The organism is Mesorhizobium bavaricum (genome assembly GCF_056781655.1).
Window position 1 is genome coordinate 6,103,686 of the sequence record NZ_CM165566.1, and the last position, 16,035, is coordinate 6,119,720.

The 16,035-nt window shown below is 62.7% G+C and carries 14 protein-coding genes; 5 read left to right on the forward strand and 9 right to left on the reverse strand.

Going from position 1 to position 16,035, the window contains the following annotated elements; all coding sequences use genetic code 11:
• Positions 1–8: 8 nt before the first annotated feature.
• The 8 genes from AC1RZR_RS29845 to AC1RZR_RS29880 form a co-directional block, all read right to left on the reverse strand.
• Positions 9–1,052, reverse strand: coding sequence for an NAD(P)-dependent alcohol dehydrogenase (locus AC1RZR_RS29845; RefSeq protein ID WP_111547135.1), 1,044 nt, complete (start codon positions 1,050–1,052; stop codon positions 9–11).
• A gap of 31 nt (positions 1,053–1,083) precedes the next feature.
• A complete protein-coding gene (gene groEL, locus AC1RZR_RS29850) occupies positions 1,084–2,715 on the reverse strand; it encodes a molecular chaperone GroEL (protein WP_481826867.1) in 1,632 nt (543 codons plus the stop codon).
• A 77-nt stretch (positions 2,716–2,792) separates the two neighbouring features.
• Complete coding sequence (locus AC1RZR_RS29855) at positions 2,793–3,590, reverse strand: iron-sulfur cluster assembly protein (protein ID WP_481826868.1); 798 nt, start codon at positions 3,588–3,590, stop codon at positions 2,793–2,795.
• Between the two features lie 5 nt (positions 3,591–3,595).
• Positions 3,596–4,618, reverse strand: a complete 1,023-nt coding sequence (locus tag AC1RZR_RS29860; protein ID WP_477273387.1) for an amidohydrolase family protein — start codon at positions 4,616–4,618, stop codon at positions 3,596–3,598.
• 73 nt (positions 4,619–4,691) lie between these two features.
• Entirely contained in the window at positions 4,692–5,063 is a 372-nt protein-coding gene (locus AC1RZR_RS29865) for an MmoB/DmpM family protein (protein WP_096455128.1), read from the reverse strand.
• Between the two features lie 16 nt (positions 5,064–5,079).
• Complete coding sequence (locus AC1RZR_RS29870) at positions 5,080–6,138, reverse strand: aromatic/alkene monooxygenase hydroxylase subunit beta (protein WP_481826869.1); 1,059 nt, start codon at positions 6,136–6,138, stop codon at positions 5,080–5,082.
• Positions 6,139–6,186: 48 nt separating this feature from the next.
• Positions 6,187–7,248 carry an NADH:ubiquinone reductase (Na(+)-transporting) subunit F gene (locus tag AC1RZR_RS29875; protein WP_477273384.1) on the reverse strand — a complete coding sequence of 354 codons (1,062 nt, stop codon included), beginning with the start codon at positions 7,246–7,248 and terminating at the stop codon, positions 6,187–6,189.
• Between the two features lie 54 nt (positions 7,249–7,302).
• Positions 7,303–8,976 (reverse strand): aromatic/alkene/methane monooxygenase hydroxylase/oxygenase subunit alpha, encoded by a 1,674-nt coding sequence (locus tag AC1RZR_RS29880; protein WP_481826870.1) that lies wholly within the window; start codon positions 8,974–8,976, stop codon positions 7,303–7,305.
• A 555-nt stretch (positions 8,977–9,531) separates the two neighbouring features.
• Between AC1RZR_RS29880 and AC1RZR_RS29885 the strand changes: the two genes are divergently transcribed.
• The 4 genes from AC1RZR_RS29885 to AC1RZR_RS29900 are packed head-to-tail and all read left to right on the forward strand — an operon-like array spanning position 9,532 to position 11,672.
• Positions 9,532–10,008 (forward strand): hypothetical protein, encoded by a 477-nt coding sequence (locus AC1RZR_RS29885; protein WP_481826871.1) that lies wholly within the window; start codon positions 9,532–9,534, stop codon positions 10,006–10,008.
• Entirely contained in the window at positions 10,005–10,328 is a 324-nt protein-coding gene (locus AC1RZR_RS29890; RefSeq protein ID WP_481826872.1) for a hypothetical protein, read from the forward strand. Before AC1RZR_RS29885 ends, AC1RZR_RS29890 begins: the two co-directional genes overlap by 4 nt.
• 13 nt (positions 10,329–10,341) lie before the next feature.
• On the forward strand, positions 10,342–11,469 hold the full coding sequence (locus tag AC1RZR_RS29895) for a WD40 repeat domain-containing protein (protein WP_477273376.1): 1,128 nt from the start codon (positions 10,342–10,344) through the stop codon (positions 11,467–11,469).
• Positions 11,470–11,498: 29 nt separating this feature from the next.
• The gene (locus tag AC1RZR_RS29900; RefSeq protein ID WP_256750209.1) at positions 11,499–11,672 is read left to right on the forward strand and encodes a hypothetical protein; all 174 of its coding nucleotides are present in this window, start codon (positions 11,499–11,501) and stop codon (positions 11,670–11,672) included.
• A 42-nt stretch (positions 11,673–11,714) separates the two neighbouring features.
• Here AC1RZR_RS29900 and tssH read toward each other — a convergent pair whose 3' ends face one another.
• Complete coding sequence (tssH, locus tag AC1RZR_RS29905) at positions 11,715–14,525, reverse strand: type VI secretion system ATPase TssH (RefSeq protein ID WP_481826873.1); 2,811 nt, start codon at positions 14,523–14,525, stop codon at positions 11,715–11,717.
• Between the two features lie 334 nt (positions 14,526–14,859).
• On the opposite strand from tssH, the gene tssA reads away from it, so the two are divergent.
• The gene (tssA, locus tag AC1RZR_RS29910; protein WP_477273371.1) at positions 14,860–16,032 is read left to right on the forward strand and encodes a type VI secretion system protein TssA; all 1,173 of its coding nucleotides are present in this window, start codon (positions 14,860–14,862) and stop codon (positions 16,030–16,032) included.
• Positions 16,033–16,035: the final 3 nt, after the last annotated feature.

The window sequence follows — 16,035 nt, forward strand, 5'->3', positions numbered from 1 at the left end:
CAAGGTTTTCAGGGCACGATGACGCCGCGGCCGGTGAACCGGCGGTTCTTGAAATCGTCGAGCGCGGTGTTGATGCTGGCGAGATTGTATTCGGTGTAGTGCATCTTCACCTTACCGTCGGCGTTGAGCTCCATCAGTTCGACAAGCTCGGTGAAATTGCCGACCAGGCTGCCGCCGATGTTGATCTCCTCGATGACGAGATGCGCGGTCGGCACGTTGATGTTGCCGCCATAGCCGACGACGAACAGTTGCCCACCCTTGCGCACCATCTTCCAGCAGATGTTCTCGACACCAAGTTCGCCGACGAAGTCGATCACCACATGCGCGCCGCCGCCGGTGATCTGGCTAACTTCCTCAACGACGTTCGGCCCGCCATCGAGGATGAAGTCGGCACCCAGGTCCTTGGCCAGCACCCGCGCCGCCGGTTCGCGATCGACTGCGATGATGCGGCAGCCGGAGATCGCGTGCAGTGATTGCAGCGCGATGTGGCCGAGCCCGCCAATGCCCAGCAGCACGCAGTAGCTCCCCGGCCGCAGGAGCTTTGCGGCACGCTTGGCGGCGCGGTAGGCGGTGATGCCGGCATCGGCCAGTGGCGCCACCTCGATCGGCGTGATGTTGGCGTTCAGCTTGATCAGCGAGCGCTCGCTGGTGATGAAGTACTCGGCGAAACCGCCATTCATGCCAAGGCCGGGGAATTGGCCGTTGTCGCAATACATGTCCTCGCCATGGCGGCAGTTGAGGCAGATGCCACACGAACGGAAGGGATGGCAGATGACCGCGTCGCCGCGCTTGACCGACCTGACGCCGCTGCCGACCTCCTCGACCCAGCCGGCATTCTCGTGGCCCATGATGTAGGGCAACAGCGTGCCTTCGGGGTCCATCGTCGGTTTCCACACACCCTCGATGATGTGCAGGTCGGTGCGGCAGAGGCCGGCGGCCCCGACCCGCACGATCACCTCATCGGGAGCGGTGATCGTCGGCGCCTTGACCTCCTCGATCCTGAGCTGGACGTTCATCTTCGGGTCGTATTCGTAGAGTCTGGCAGCTTTCATGGCTGTGTCCTTTCGATATGTCTGGGTAGCTTCAGGCGCGGCCGAGCTTTTCGGAGCCGCCGCCACGCGCCGGTCCAGCCGTCGGATCCTCGTCCTCGGCGAGATCGCCAATCAACGTTTCGGTGGTCAGGATCAGCGTCGCCACGGAAGCCGCGTTGGCGAGCGCGGTGTAGGTGACACGGACCGGATCGATGATGCCTGCCTCGAACATGTTCTGGTACGCACCAGTCGACGCGTTGTAGCCATAGCCGCCATTGATGCGGGTGACCTCAATCACCACCGCTTCGGGGTCGGCGCCGGCATTGGCAGCGATGCGCCACAACGGCCGCGACAGCACCGAGCGCACGAGGCGCACGCCCTCGGCGACATCACCGTCGACGCCGGCCGCCACCTTGTCGAGCAGTGGCGCGATCTGGGCGAGTGCCGAGCCGCCGCCGGCGACGACGCCCTCTTCGGATGCGGCGCGCACCGCATTCAAGGAATCCTCGATCAGCTGGATGGTCCGCTTCTGCTCGACCGGCGTGACACCGCCGGCATAGAGGATCGCGGTGCCGCCGGAGAGCTTGGCCAGGCGTTCGCGCAGCTTGTCCTGGTCGATGTTGGGCGGCGAGGCTTCGTACTGCCGCTGCACCTGGGCGCGGCGCGAGGCGATTGCCGCATGGTCACCGCCGCCACGAATGATCGAGGTGTAGGACGAACTGGTCTTCACCCGGTCGGCCGTGCCGAGATCCTCGGCGGTGACATCCTCGAGCCGGCCGCCGAGATCGCGCGCGATCACCTTGCCGCCGGTGATGATGGCCAGATCCTCCATCATCGCCTTGCGCCAGTGGCCATATTCCGGTGGATGGACGACGAGGTATCGTCCCGGTCCCTGCTTGCCGAGCAGCGTCACCACCACCTCCGGCGACATTTCCTCGGACACGATCAGCAGCGGCCGGCCGGCCTCGTCGGCGATGCGGCGAACCGCATCGAGCTGCCCGGGGTCCTTGATCTTGAGGTCGGTCATCAGGATGTAGGGCCGTTCGAGAACCGCCTCCATCTTCTCCTGGTCGGTCACCATGTGGTGCGAGAGGTAGCCACGTTCGAACGACATGCCCTCGACGACATCGAGCGTGGTCTCGGTGGTGACGCTGAAGTCGGTGGTGATGACGCCTTCGGCGCCCACCCGCTGATGCGCTTCCGCCACCAGCGCGCCAAGCTTGGTGTTGGTCGCCGCGATGTTGGCGACCGACGCGAGGATGCCGTTGCCTTTGGCGGGCTTGGCCGAAGCCTTGAGCGCGGCCACCACCGCTGCCACGGCAAGGTCGATGCCCTTGCACAGATCAACGGATTTCACGCCGCGCTCATTGGCCTCGACGCCGCCCTGGATGAGTGCGTTGGCGAGCACGATGGCCGTCGTGGTGCCATCGCCGGCGATCTCGTTGGTCTGCATCGACACCTCGCGGACGACCTGTGCGCCCATGTTTTCGAAACGGTCGTGCAGCTCGATCTCGGAGGCGATGCTGACACCGTCGCGGGTCACCATCGGCGTGCCGATCGGCCGGTCGATCATGGCGTTCATGCCCTTGGGGCCGAGCGTCGGCTCGACGGCGGCGGCAAGCCGGAAGACACCGCGGGCGAGAGCACGGCGGGCCTCGGAATTGTGAAGCATTATCTTGGGCATGATTCCTCCTTCCGCCTTACGGGCGGGTTGTTGGTTGGGGGCCTCGTGCGAGGGAGGCCGTTGCTGTCGGCTCTGCTTCAGGCGGGCGGCGCGGCTCGTGCCGGCACGCGATCCAGAATGAAATCGACCAGCGTCGGTTCGCCGTCGACCACATCCAGTTCCTTGTATCTGGTCTGCTTGAGCCCTCGGCACAGCGCGCCGTTGAACTCCATGTTGATGCGCACACCGCGCAGCTCGGCGAGATGGGCACCGAGCGCGCCAGGCGGTATTCTCTGCCCCTCCCAGGTCACGAACACAGGATCGGCCGCCCGCCGGTCAGGGAAACGCTCGAGCAGAGCCGCCCTGTATCTCGGCTTCTGTTTGGCGGCTTCGCCAGCTTCGAACCGGGCGACGTCGTATGCCGGGAGGTCCATGCCGAGGATTTCCCCATCGGTCAGGCCGTGCTGCCGGAGGCCGCGCAGGACCGCCTCCTGGCGACGCTTGAAGGCCTTCATTGCGAAGGTTTCACGCAAGCCGCCGAGATCCTGCTCTTCGGCAAGCACGGCGAAGATGTCGCCGAAATTCTTGCCGGCTTCCATGCCGCGATTGACCTCCTCCGCGAACATGTGGTCGTGCAGCTTGACGCGGTAGGCCGGCGCCCAGGAAAGCTGGTCGAGCGCCTTGCGGACGCCGTCCAGCATCAGGAACGCGAAGTTGGGCGAGCACCAGTAGGTCGGCAGGCGGAAATCTATCTCCACGCTGCCGTCGCTCGTCACCTCGCCCCGCTCCACGAAGCCCATCTCGGTGATGGGTTCGTCGAGTTCCGGGTCGTTGACCTCACCAAGGCGCCGCCAGAGTTCCTTCTCGCGGCTGCCGGAAATGCTGGCGGTTGCCATGGCCCCTACTCCGCCGCGATGCTGAAGGGCGAACTGGCGAGCGCCTTCTTCTTGGCTTCGATATCGATATTGTAGAGACGCGCGGCGTTGAGGCCGAGGATCTTTTCCTTGATCTCGTCGGTCAGCTGCACACCCCGTTCCGCGGCGATGTCCTCGGGAATCTGGTAGGCCCAGAATTTCTCGACCAGCCAGCGCGGCGTCCAGATCGCGTAGTCGGAACCGAACAGGATCTTCTCCGGCCCGAGCCAGAACAAGAGCTCGGCGATGACCTCGCCGAAATAGCGCGGGCGCGCGTGGATGAACGGCAGCGCCACCGCCAAGCCGCCATAGACATTGGTTTCCTGCGTCGCGATCCAGCAGAAATCGTCGAGACGCGGCAGGCCGCAATGCTCGACAATCCAGTTGAGGTTCTGGAAATCCGTCGCCGCGTGGTCGACGTCATGGACGTCGAAGGCGTCCTTGTTGAGCGGGATGATCGTCGGACCCTTGTGGACGTGGATGTTCCTGATGCCGAGCTTGTCGCAGAGTTCGAAACATTTGTAGGCATCGGGATCGGTGAGCTTCCAGCCCTTGGAAGCGCCGTTCCATTCGGCCGTGTACATCTTCACGCCCTTGACGTTGTAGGTCTCCTTGAGGAAGTGGATGTATTCCAGCGCCTTCTCGCCGTCGCGCGGATCGAAGGCACCGTTGACGATGAACCGCTCCGGATAGCGCTTGGCCACCTCGGCGTTGCGCTCGATCGTGTTGAAGCCGTTCTTGTAGAAGTCCTTGAGGTAGGTCGACTGGACGATCGCCACATCATCGGGACCGTCGATGAACAGGTCGCGATAGAGATCGTCGGCGCTGTATTTCTCGAACTTGCTCTTCTCCCACAGCTGGTCCTTCGGGCTCAAGCCGGTGTGATAGGCATAGAAGCATTCGATGAACTGCTTGCCGTGGATATTCTTCTGGTTTTCCGGGCTGCCGTCCCAGAAATGGGTGTGGCCGTCGACCACGAAAATGTCCTTGCCTTCCGGTGTTCTGTACATGGTTGCCTCCGCAGCAATCGCGTTGATCGGTCGGCGCGCCGCACCCAGCGGCGCGCCAGATTTTTTGGGGCGGCTATTCGATGTATTCGAACATCTCGTCCATGTTGCCGAACAGGATCACGGTGTTGTCGTCGACGCGGACCATGCGGCCGTAATGGGTGGAGGTGTTGACCTCGAAGGTCTCGGCCGAGATCTCGCGGCCGAGATATTCGCCGATCGCGTCCATCTTGAAGATCAGCTTGCCGTCACCGTCGATGCGGATCAGTGCCGGCTGGTAGGTGATGGTCACCCCCGGCTTCTGGCCCATGAATTCGGCGATGGCGCGAGCCTCGACCGAGTCGTTCATGGTGACGCCGCACTGATGCGAAATCGTCTGCTCGAAGGTGATGTCCTTCATCGCCTTGAAGATGTTGGAATGCGTTGCGTCGCGTGCTGCTAGTGACATGACAAATTCTCCTGTTTCAGCGCTTGAGGCCGAGTTCGCCGAGTATCTGGCCAATCCGCTCCTCGGATTTGGCGCGGACATCCGCGAACGCGACCGGCTTGGAATGCGGCATCGACCAGATCGGCTGCAGGCCGGTGGCTGCCTTGTCGGCGAGCGCGCCGTGTTTCTTGACCCAGCCCTGGAAGAGCTTCTTGTTGGCGGCGCCATGCTTCTCGTCATTGGCGAGCAGGTGCATGAGGTCGATCGTGTTGGCGAGGTTGCGTTCGTAGTCGGCCTCGGCCGCCGAGATCACCGCCGGCGTGATGAAGTCGTGGTTGGCGGCGGCGATCTGCATCAGGAAGCCGGAGCGGAACACTTCGCCGACCAGCGGTTCGAAGACGATGTTGATGGCGAAATACTGCTCGAGATAATCGGTCGCGCCCATGATGGATTCGACCGCTTCGCGGGTGCCTTGCCAGTTCTTGTCCTCGAGCCAGGCCTTCTTGCCGAGCTCGTCGTCCCAGTCGGGAAGGTCCATGCCGATCTCGGCAAGGTAGAGCGTGATGTCCTGGGCAAGTCGCAGCTTGTAGGACGAGTTGGTCAGCGTCGCGTTGTTGATCATCTGGGTGTAGCCGTAACGCTGCGCCTGCATCAGCGAGGTGCCGAGCCCGAATTCGGCGTGTTTCCAGGCGCCGAGCTGGGTCTGCAGGATCTTGACCCAGGCCTTGTCGAAGGTCTTCGGGGTGCCGGATTTGCGGGCATTGTTGATGACGCTCTGCACCATCGTCTCGATCTTCGACTGGCGCTGGTAGTGCGTGCGCTCCCATTCCTGGTCGGGAGCGCGGAAGGCATGCCAGTTGGAGCTCTGCGCGGCGGTGTTCTGCTTGACATAGGCGCCCTTGCCGTCGGCGAAGGAGATGATCCAGTCCTGGATCAGGTAGCGTTCCGGGTCGGGCTGAACGTCGACCGTCATGTCCTCGTAGTGGGTGGCGCGCTGGCCTTTCGGGTCGAAATACCGGTATTTCCGGCTGTCAGAGTCGGCGAAGATCGCCGCGCCGGCGGCTCCGGATCCGACTGAACTCGAGGTTGCAGGCATAGTCTCTCTCCCTTGTTGCAGTTGTGGATGGCTGTGCGTCGGCCGCCCTCAATGGGCCGGCGTTGCACCTGCCGATGTGGTGAACTTGTCGAAGAAGATGCGCTCGGTTTCGAAGCCGTTCATGAACAGGACCGGCTGCAGCGCATCGATCATCGGCGGCGGACCACAGGCATGGACATCGCCCTGCCCGTCGACGGCCAGTTGCTTGAGCATGGCGTCGACACTCTGGTGCACGAAGCCACGTTCGCCTTGCCATTCGGCGTCGTCGTTCGCGTGCGACAGCACGGGAATGAAGGTGACGTCGGAATGATTGCCGACCAGCTCGGCGATCCTGTCGAGATAGAACAGGTCGTTGCGGGTGCGGGCGCCGTAGAAGAAATAGACCGGACGCTTCTCGCCGCTCTTGAGATGGTCGTTGAGGATCGACCAGATCGGCGACATGCCCGACCCGGCGCCGACCAGGATCAGGGGTCCTTGCCGTTCGTCGCGGCGGAAACAGGTTCCGTAAGGTCCGACGACGGTGACCTCGGCTCCGGCTTCGATGCCTCCAGAATCGAGTTCTCCGGAGAACTTTCCCTCAGGGTATTTTTTGATGATGAAGGAGAGTTTTTCGGTTTGGTCCGGCGTATTTGCCATGGAGAACGAGCGCGTAATCGTCTCCCCTTTTTGCGTGGTAACCGTGATGTCGACATATTGCCCCGCCCAGAACTTCATCGGCGAGCCGAGTTCGATCTCGATGCCGCGAATGTCGTGGGTCAGGTGCTCGATCCGAGCGATCCGGCCCTTGTACGTCTTCACGGCGATCGCTTTCGCCAGAATCTCCTCGTCGTAGTTGAGAAGCTCGACTTCCAGGTCGGAGAAGGCGATGCAGCGGCACAACAGCACGTGCCCGCTCTCCTTCTCCATGTCGTTCAGCGCGAAGGTCGAGTATTTCAGCATGTCGACTTCGCCTTCGAGCAACACGCTTTTGCAGGCCGAGCATTGCCCTTCCTTGCAGCCGTGCGGCAGCGCAATGCCCTGGCGGAACGCGGCGTTGAGCACCGTTTCGCCATGCTCGACATCGAATTCGACGCCGACCGGGCTGAGCCTGACCGTGTGGGTTTCCGACATACGGACCTCCAGTGAAAGGAAGGGGCGGGACGAACCCGCCCCCCTTTGGCCTGATCAGTTGCAGGGGGTGATGGTGAAGCCCTTGGCGTACTCTGCCAGGTGCTTCTCGCGGTCCGCGGGCGACATGGCGCGCAGCGCGTTGAGCGGCGATCCGAGCGTGTTGCCGCGCACATCGTCGAGCGTCCACATCTCCTTGTCGTCGAAGCGCAGATGCGGCTGCGGAACCAGCGTCTTGCCGTCGGAACGGACGAAGTTCAGGTCCTTGATCGCATCAGCCAGATCCCAGCCGTCATAGAGCGTCTCCCACTCGCGCTTGCCGCTGAAGCGGCCCATCGCGGGCGTCGGGCGGCCCTGGTACTCGTCGGCGAAGGCGACCGTTGCGGTCCACTTGTCGAGTTCATGGGCAAAGGTGTGAAGCTGGCCGTCGATTTCGCCGACCACCATGTCCTCGCGGATCAGGCAGGGAACGAGGCAGGACCAGCAGCGGTGCGGATAGACGTAGCCGACGTCGCTGTTGAACAGCAGCACCTTCTCGCCCTTGTGGCTGAGCTTGGCGTACCATTTCCAGAAGTCGCCGAACTCGGCGTACCAGCCCGGATACTTGTGCTCGAACCACTCGAAGTCCTTGTCGGTCTGGGCTTCGATGCGCCAGAAATTGACCGGCCAGCCGACCGCGAAGAACTGCCCGACCTTGTGGACATAGTTCTTCTTGGTGATGCGTTCCCAGGCCGCCTGGACGTCGTCGTGATGGACCTTGATGCCGTATTTTTCGAGCGGCAGCATGTAGGTGCGGTAGTAGTCCTCATAGATCCAGCGGTGCCACATTTCCGCGTAGGATTCCTTGTTCTTGTCGCGGTTGGTGGTGCCGTATTCGATGAAGGTGCCGATGGCGGCATCGACGATGGCGTGGTTCTGCCAGAAGGCGTAACGCAGGTCGCGTTCCAGCAAGAGGTGGTTTTCCGGCTCCTTGAGCGCGGCCATCAGCAGCGAGTGACCATTGCCGATGTGCCGGCTCTCGTCGGACTGCACCGACAGGAAGACCGTCGGCAGCGCATAGTCGCCGTTGCGGGCCGCTTCCGAAGGCATGGCGACGAACAGGGTGTTGGTGAAGGCGGTCTCGGCGACCACGGTCAGGTACATGCAGGCGGCGGTCATCGTGTCGCCGGTGATGAAGCCTTCCGCGAACTGCCGGCCGATGGTGGTGGCGTAGCATTTTCCGAAGGCTTCCTCGGTGATGTCGAAGCCGGCTGGATCGATGTAGTTCTCCATGTACCATTTCTTCAAATTCATCTGGATCGTCGAGTGACGGAACTCGTCGATCATCTGCATGGTGAAGCCGGTGCGGAGTTCCTCGCCGGGTGCGATACGGGCGACCATCGCCATCGAGCGGGCAGCGGAGATTTCCGGGAAGGGAATGATGGCCAGGAAGAGCTTCATCCACTCGACCCAGCGCGGCTCGACATTGCGGAACATGTCGCCGCGCAATGCCGCGTCGAGCGCGCCGTAGACACGGTTGTCCTTCTCTTCCTGCATCGGGAAGTACGACCGCAAGACCTGTTTCATCGGGTCGCGCGGCGTCTTGTTGATCTTGTAGTCGGTCGGAAACGTCATCGCTTCCTGCACGTAGGAAGGATTCCAGCCGAGATCGGCAATCTTCTTGGTTGCCTCGCCGACGGAGATTCCGCGTTGCGAGGTGATCTTGTTGAGCGTCAGAGACGTCATGGTCATAAGCCTCCACCAGGTTTGAACCGCGGGTCCCTTGACCCCGGCATGAAGCGGCGCACAGCACCGCCAGTGAGAGTGCGAACGGCACGACAAAGGGTTGCGCATTCAGGCGCGACTCATCGTCCGGCCATTCAAGTGGATCGCGGCAAAGGTGCTGGAGGCGTCTGGCAGGATCCGCGGCGCCAACCGCATATGCGATGGGCGTATCGAAGCGGCCTGCTTCCTCCGTTCCTTCGTTCTTTTGGCACCGCGTCAAAGCGCGATGGGCTTCTTGTGGAAATGTACAAAGCAAGCGTCGTGCCAGTTTGGAAAGATCGCCCCTGGCTGCCGTTCAAAACAAAATCGCCGCCCCTTCGGCATACGAGCAGATGGCCGACTGTAACGTTGTTTTACAGTTGTAAAGTACGCCTGTAATATTTAGCGTTTATTCGCATACGCAATATGTTTAGTTAGCAAGTGCAGCAAATACGAAAACAAATATCATCTATTCAATTCTTCGTCTTTCTCTACTATCTGAAGGCGATGGCCCATGGACGGGCCTGGCGCTGGAGAGAGACCATGCCGAACGACAGGGACAGCCGGGGGCCACCAGAGCCAATGTCCAGCCAGGCCGATGGCGTTGCTGGCGATCTTGTCAGGCTAATGCCGCGCGACCTGGTCTTCGTTATGCGCTTCATGGGCGAGAGCCAGCACCGCCTGCAGAGCCATTTCCAGGACTTCATCCGGGGCGAACTCGCCGCCGGCGGCGTCACCGCGGAGACGCATCCGATGATCCATCTGTTCATCGAGAGCCATGCGATCCTGTTGCGCGACTTCGTGTTTTCCGGCGTTTCGCTGACGCGCCAGTTCCGTGTCGACGAGATCGAGCGCCTGACCGGCGACACGACATCGATGATCCGCGTCGACATCTGGGATCAGCTCAAGAGCCACATCGAGACCGCCGAAAAACAGTTCCAGTCGCAGGCCGGCACATTGCCCAGATTGCTGTCCACTTTTGAAAAACCGCAGGGACCGTTGGCTGGGAGCGAGACATGACGGGAGGATCGGGTACCGCCAAACGGGACGCGCTGCTGGCTCGCCGGCTCGATCTTGTCGCCGGCGTTTCCGCGCTCACCGCGGAGGCGTTGCGGCTCAATCAGAAGCGCGCCGGCATCGAAATGGAACTCCTGCGCCTGGAGCTCGAAATCGGCAGAAGCGGCGCCGGCGAGCAACTGGTGCGGGACTTGCGTGAGGCAGAGCGAAGTGCCGCGGCGATCATGCAGGCCTGCGCGGCCTGCGAGGACCGCATCGTCGCCGCCGAAGGTGATGTCGAGGACGTCGATCGCCGGCTTGCCGCAGCGATGAACAAGTACTGATGGAGAGACACCCGTGAACCAGCAGACGATGCAGAACCTGACCTTGTTCGACCTTCTGGCCCGCAGCTGGCGGCGGCCGTCGGCGATTGCCGATCTGCGCTTCAGCGCCGATGGCTCGACGGTCGCCTTTGCCTCCGTGGACGGAACCGTCGCCATTGCCACGGTCGCGGATCACGAGCCACCGGAGGCGCGGCTCAGGGTGAGCAACGATCTCGGGCAGACGACGATCCGACCAAGGGAGAAGCCTGCGGTGCCCCTGATCGCAACGGGGGCATTCGGAGATGGCGATGTCCCGCTCGTTGCCCATGCGCATTCAGGCTTCCTTGTCGGCGCGGCAAGCGGCGAAGCGCTGCATCTGACCGCCGGCGGTGAAGTCGCGGAGCCGCTGGTCAAGATCGACGGACCGATCGTCGCCATCGACCACAGCGCCCCCTCGGACACAACAGCCGTCAGCAACGGGCATGATGTCTTCCTCTCGCGTGACCGCGGCGATGCGGTGAAGCTGGAACACGCAACGACATCGTCGATGGACGCTCTTGCTTTTTCACCGGCCGGGAAACACCTCGCCTGTGGCGTTGGCGAGGGACTGTCGATCTGGTCGGTTGAAGGCGACGCTGCCTTGATACGTGATATCTCCCTTTCGGCGCGCCCGGCGTCGATCCGCTGGAGCAGCGACGGCAGATGGCTGGCCTGCGGCCTCGAAACAGGCGGCTTTGCCCTGGTCAGCCTGGCCGACAACCTTGTCGGAATGGTCGCCGGATTCCCATCGCCGGTTCGGTCAGTGTGCTGGAGCCAGACGGGCAACGCACTCTTTGCGTCAGGCGCATTCCGGATAACCGGCTGGTCGATGACCGCCCCGCCGTTGGGCGGCGAAACCTCGGGCGCGCTGGAGACCGGTCACGCCGGACTGGTTCTGGTCGAAGCGGTGGCGGCCCACCCGGAGAAGAAACTGATTGCCGCCGGCTATGCCAATGGCCGCATCACCGTTGCCCAGATCGGCGCGCGGGACGAGCTTCTCGTCAGGGCGCTGGGGAGCACTGTCACCGCGCTTGCCTGGTCCAGCGACGGACGACATCTGGCGGTGGGCAGTGCCGACGGCTCCGCCGCGATCGTCACCTTTCCCGCGCAGATGTTCAAGTAGCGGACAAGTCCATGAAACAGGAGGATGGAATGCAAACCGAACTCACGGCCGAAGATGAGAGCAAGGACGAATTTTTCGAACGGCTGGCCAAACTGTCGGAAGAGATGGTGGCCAAGCATGGCAAGGATTTTAGCATGGGCGCCCTGGTCCTCGCCGCGCGCTGGATCGCCGAGAACCGCGTTGGCCAGTTGAAGACGAATTAGGCTAACCAACGACCTTGTCCGTTGTGAAGCGAACGGGGGCGGCTACTCAAAGGAATAAGTGAAGCCCTCCTTGGAGGCGCCTACGGTCACCTTGGTCATCTTTTCGCCGCCGAGCGACCGGTTCAGCACACCGCGGCTCAATTCCGGCAGAAGCGTGTTGGTTAGGATGGCATCGATCATCCGCCCGCCGGATTCGATCTCGGTGCAGCGGGCCTTGACCAGATCCATGACACCGTCGCCGATCACCAATTCCGCGTCGTTGGTCGCACGCAGCCGGCGCGCGATCTTGGCGAACTGGTGACGGGTGATCGCTTCGATCATCGAATCCGAGAGCGGATAGTAGGGAATGGTCACCACCCGGCCGAGAAAGGCCGCCGGGAAGACCTTCAGCAACGGGCTGCGCAAGGCAGTGTCCAGATCGTCGAGCCCGGCCCTTAGCGTGCCGTTCCTGGTCCGGTCCATGATCACCTCCGAGCCGACATTCGATGTGAGCAGGATCAGCGTGTTCTTGAAATCGATGCGCCGGCCCTCGCTGTCGTCCATCATGCCCTTGTCGAAAACCTGGAAAAAGATTTCGTGCACGTCCGGATGCGCCTTCTCGACCTCGTCGAGCAGGATGACCGAATAGGGTTTGCGGCGGACCGCCTCGGTCAGGATGCCGCCCTTGCCATAGCCGACATATCCGGGCGGAGCGCCCTTCAGGGTAGAGACCGTATGAGCCTCCTGGAACTCGGACATGTTGATCGAGATGAGGTTCTGCTCGCCGCCATAGAGTGTTTCGGCCAACGCCAATGCGGTTTCGGTCTTGCCGACGCCCGAGGGGCCACAGAGCAGGAACACGCCAACCGGTTTTTCCGGCGCGCCGAGCCCGGCGCGGCTGGTCTGCACGCGCTTTGCGATCATCTCCATGGCGTGATCCTGGCCGACCACGCGTTCGGACAGGGTCGCTGCGAGCCGCAGCGCCTTTTCGGTCTGGCTCGACAGCATCCGCCCGGTCGGGATTCCCGTCCAGTCCTGAACGACCGCCGCCACGGCGTTGCGGTCGACCGACGGCAGGATCAGCGGCGTTTCGCCTTGCGCCTCGGCAAGTTCGGCCATCAGTTCGCGCAGCCGGGCGAGATCGGCGGCCGGATCGGGCGGCGAAGCCTTGGCAGCCGCCGGTGCCTCCACATCGGTCTTGGCTGTTTTGGTCTTGGCCGCTTTGGTCTTGGGCGTTTCGGGTTTTGGCGTTTCGGCCTTGGGCAGCTCAGTCTCGGCCGCGTCCGCGCCGGCAGTCTCGGTATCGGGCTCCGGCGTCTCCACCGCATCGAGCGGCACACCTTCGCCGCGCAGCCTGGCACGCAATTCGAGTATCTCGGCAACCAGGGCTTTTTCCCGATCCCAACGCTGCTGGGCTGCGGCCAGCGTGACCTCGGTTTCGGCAAGTCCGGTCTCGACCCGCGCCTGCCGCTCGGTCACCTCGATGCCGATCGCGGCCTCGCGGCCGATGATGCCGCGCTCGACCTCCAGCGCCTGGCGGCGACGCATGATGTCTTCGACCTCGGCCGGCGTGGCGTGTTGCGATATGGCGACACGGGCGCAAGCGGTGTCGAGAAGGCTTACCGCCTTGTCGGGCAGTTGCCGCGCCGGGATGTAGCGATGCGACAGGCCGACCGCCGCCTCGATCGCCTCATCCAGGATCTGCACCTTGTGGTGCTGCTCCAGGACGCCGGCCACACCGCGCAACATGAGAACGGCCACCGCCTCCGACGGCTCGTCGATCTTCACCACCTGGAAACGGCGGGTCAGCGCCGGGTCCTTCTCGATGTGCTGCTTGTATTCGGCCCAGGTCGTCGCCGCGATGGTGCGAAGTTCGCCGCGCGCCAGCGCCGGTTTCAAGAGATTGGCGGCATCGCCTGTTCCTGCCGCGCCGCCGGCGCCGATCAAGGTGTGGGCTTCGTCGATGAACAGGATGACCGGCGTTTCGGACGATTGAACCTCATCGATGACAGCTTTCAGCCGTTTTTCGAATTCGCCCTTCACGCTGGCACCCGCCTGCATCAATCCAACATCGAGCATGCGCACGCTGACCCCTTGCAGCGTGGGCGGCACGTCGCCCTGGGCGATACGCAAGGCAAAGCCCTCGACCACCGCGGTCTTGCCGACCCCGGCCTCACCGGTCAGGATCGGGTTGTTTTGCCGGCGTCGCATCAGGATATCGACGATCTGCCGGATCTCCGGATCGCGGCCGACGACCGGATCGATCTTGCCGTCGCGGGCGCGCTGGGTCAGGTCGGTGGCGTATTTCGCCAGCGCCGAGTCCCCACCCGGAGCCCGCTTCGGCGTTTCGGCCGCGGGAACCGCGATGGCAGCGCCGGCTTCGAGCGAACCTTCCATGACATCGGCGAACCGCGCGATGACCGCGCCGGCGTCGATCTTGTCGAACTCGCCGCTGATCTTCGACAGCAGGCCCTCCAGCACCGGCGTCTTCAGGCAGGCGAGGAGAATATGCGCGCTGCGGACTTCCTCGACGCCGAATTCGAGCGTTGCCAGGTTCCAGGCCTCCTGGATGGCATGGAAGATATGGTCGGAAAATTCCTCGATCGACGTTGCGCCATAAGGCAGCTTGTCGACGGCGCGGGTCATGTCGGCCGTGAGCCGGCTCGCATCCAGTCCCGCATCGGCGATCATCATTTGAACATCCGAGCGCTCGGAAAGCACCAGTTGCTCGATGAAGTGGACGAGTTCGACGTAAGGATTGCCGCGCAGTTTGGCGGTGTCGGCCGCAGCCTTGAAGGCGCGCACACCGACAGGATTGAGCTTGCCGACCAGTTCCTTGCGTTTGAAGCTCTGCGACGACCGGCGCTGTTCCATCGAACGTGCTCCTGCAATCTGCCAGCCGATAACCTGCCACATAAGCCGCCACTTGACAAAGCGCAGGATGGACGAGGTCTCAATGCACGGTTCAGCCGGCTTCCTCGGTTTGTGGAAAGTCCTGCACCATCGGCTGCAAACAACCGTGGAATTGCGCGGCTGTGCGATGCATTTGCCATACACGGTTCGGCAATCACAGCACGGATACCGACACTCAGGGCGGTCGCGTTTAGCTTCTGTTAATTTTTGAGGCAGTCGTTGAATTGTGGTAAAGTGCAACGGTGTGATAACGTCGCGTCACGTACGGTTTTAGGGCCGGTCGCTGGGGGTTGGTGTGATTGATCTCGCACTCTGGCTTGCTCCGCTCGACGGTGAAAATCCGTCCGGGGAGGATTTGCGCAACGATCCGGCTTTTCATGAGCTGGAGCGCCTGACGGAAGCCCAGGTCAAGGTCGTCCACGACGGTAACAACAAGGCCACCTCGCAAAGCACCATTCCGGTCGACTGGCCCGCGGTGCTCGCAAAGGCGGAGGAATTGCGCGCGCATGGCCGGGACCTGCGCCTGCTCGTCATCGTCACCCGCGCGCTGGCCAATGAAGAAGGACTGGCCGGGCTCGCGCAGGGTCTGACCCTCATTGCGCAGACCTTCGACCAGCATTGGGAAACCATGCATCCGGCGCTGCGGCCCAACGCTGCGCCACGCGATGCCGCCTTGCGCCGTATCAACGCGCTGCTCGACCTGCAGAATGGTCAGGACGGGTTGTTGGCGAATCTGCGGCAAATGACGTTCTTTGCGCCGCGCGCAATCGGCCCGATCCAGGGCAAGGACCTGGAAAAGGGTGCGCTCGACGACCGTGTCATGCTCCAGGAAGCCGCCTCGGGGTTGAATGCGGCAGAAAAGGCCGCATTGGTCAGTGCGCACGGACAACTCCTGAACCGGGTGCGTGCCGGATGCGCGGCGCAGATAGATCAAGCCAACGCAGAGATGGTCGTGCTCATCGCCGACGCCCAGGCAGCGATCGCGGGCCTCGATGCGGTCGAGACCGCCCTCAACACTCGTCTCGAGGGCGGCGGCGCTCCCGTTCCGGAATTAAAACGGTTTCTGCAGCGTTTGCTGACGACCCTCGAGCGGAATTCGGCAGCCGGCGTCATGGCCAATGGCGCGGCCAAGCCGTCCACGCCGGCAGAACCGGAAACGCCTGCCCGAAACGGTCATGGAGCCGATACGATGGCAAGTATGGCAAGCTACGCGGACTCGAGCACGGGGCTTCCCGACCGGATTTCCTCGCGCGACGACGTGGTGAAATGCCTCGACCTCGTCGTCGCCTTCTATGACCGCACCGAACCTTCGAGCCCGATTCCGCACCTGGCTCGGCGTGTGCGCCGGATGGTGCATATGGATTTCGTTGAACTGATGGAAGATCTCGCCCCGTCGGGGCTGAAGGAATTCCGGCTTCTTGCCGGCGTTCCCGATGTCAAGAAGACGGCTCAGAAGGATGAAAGGTAACAA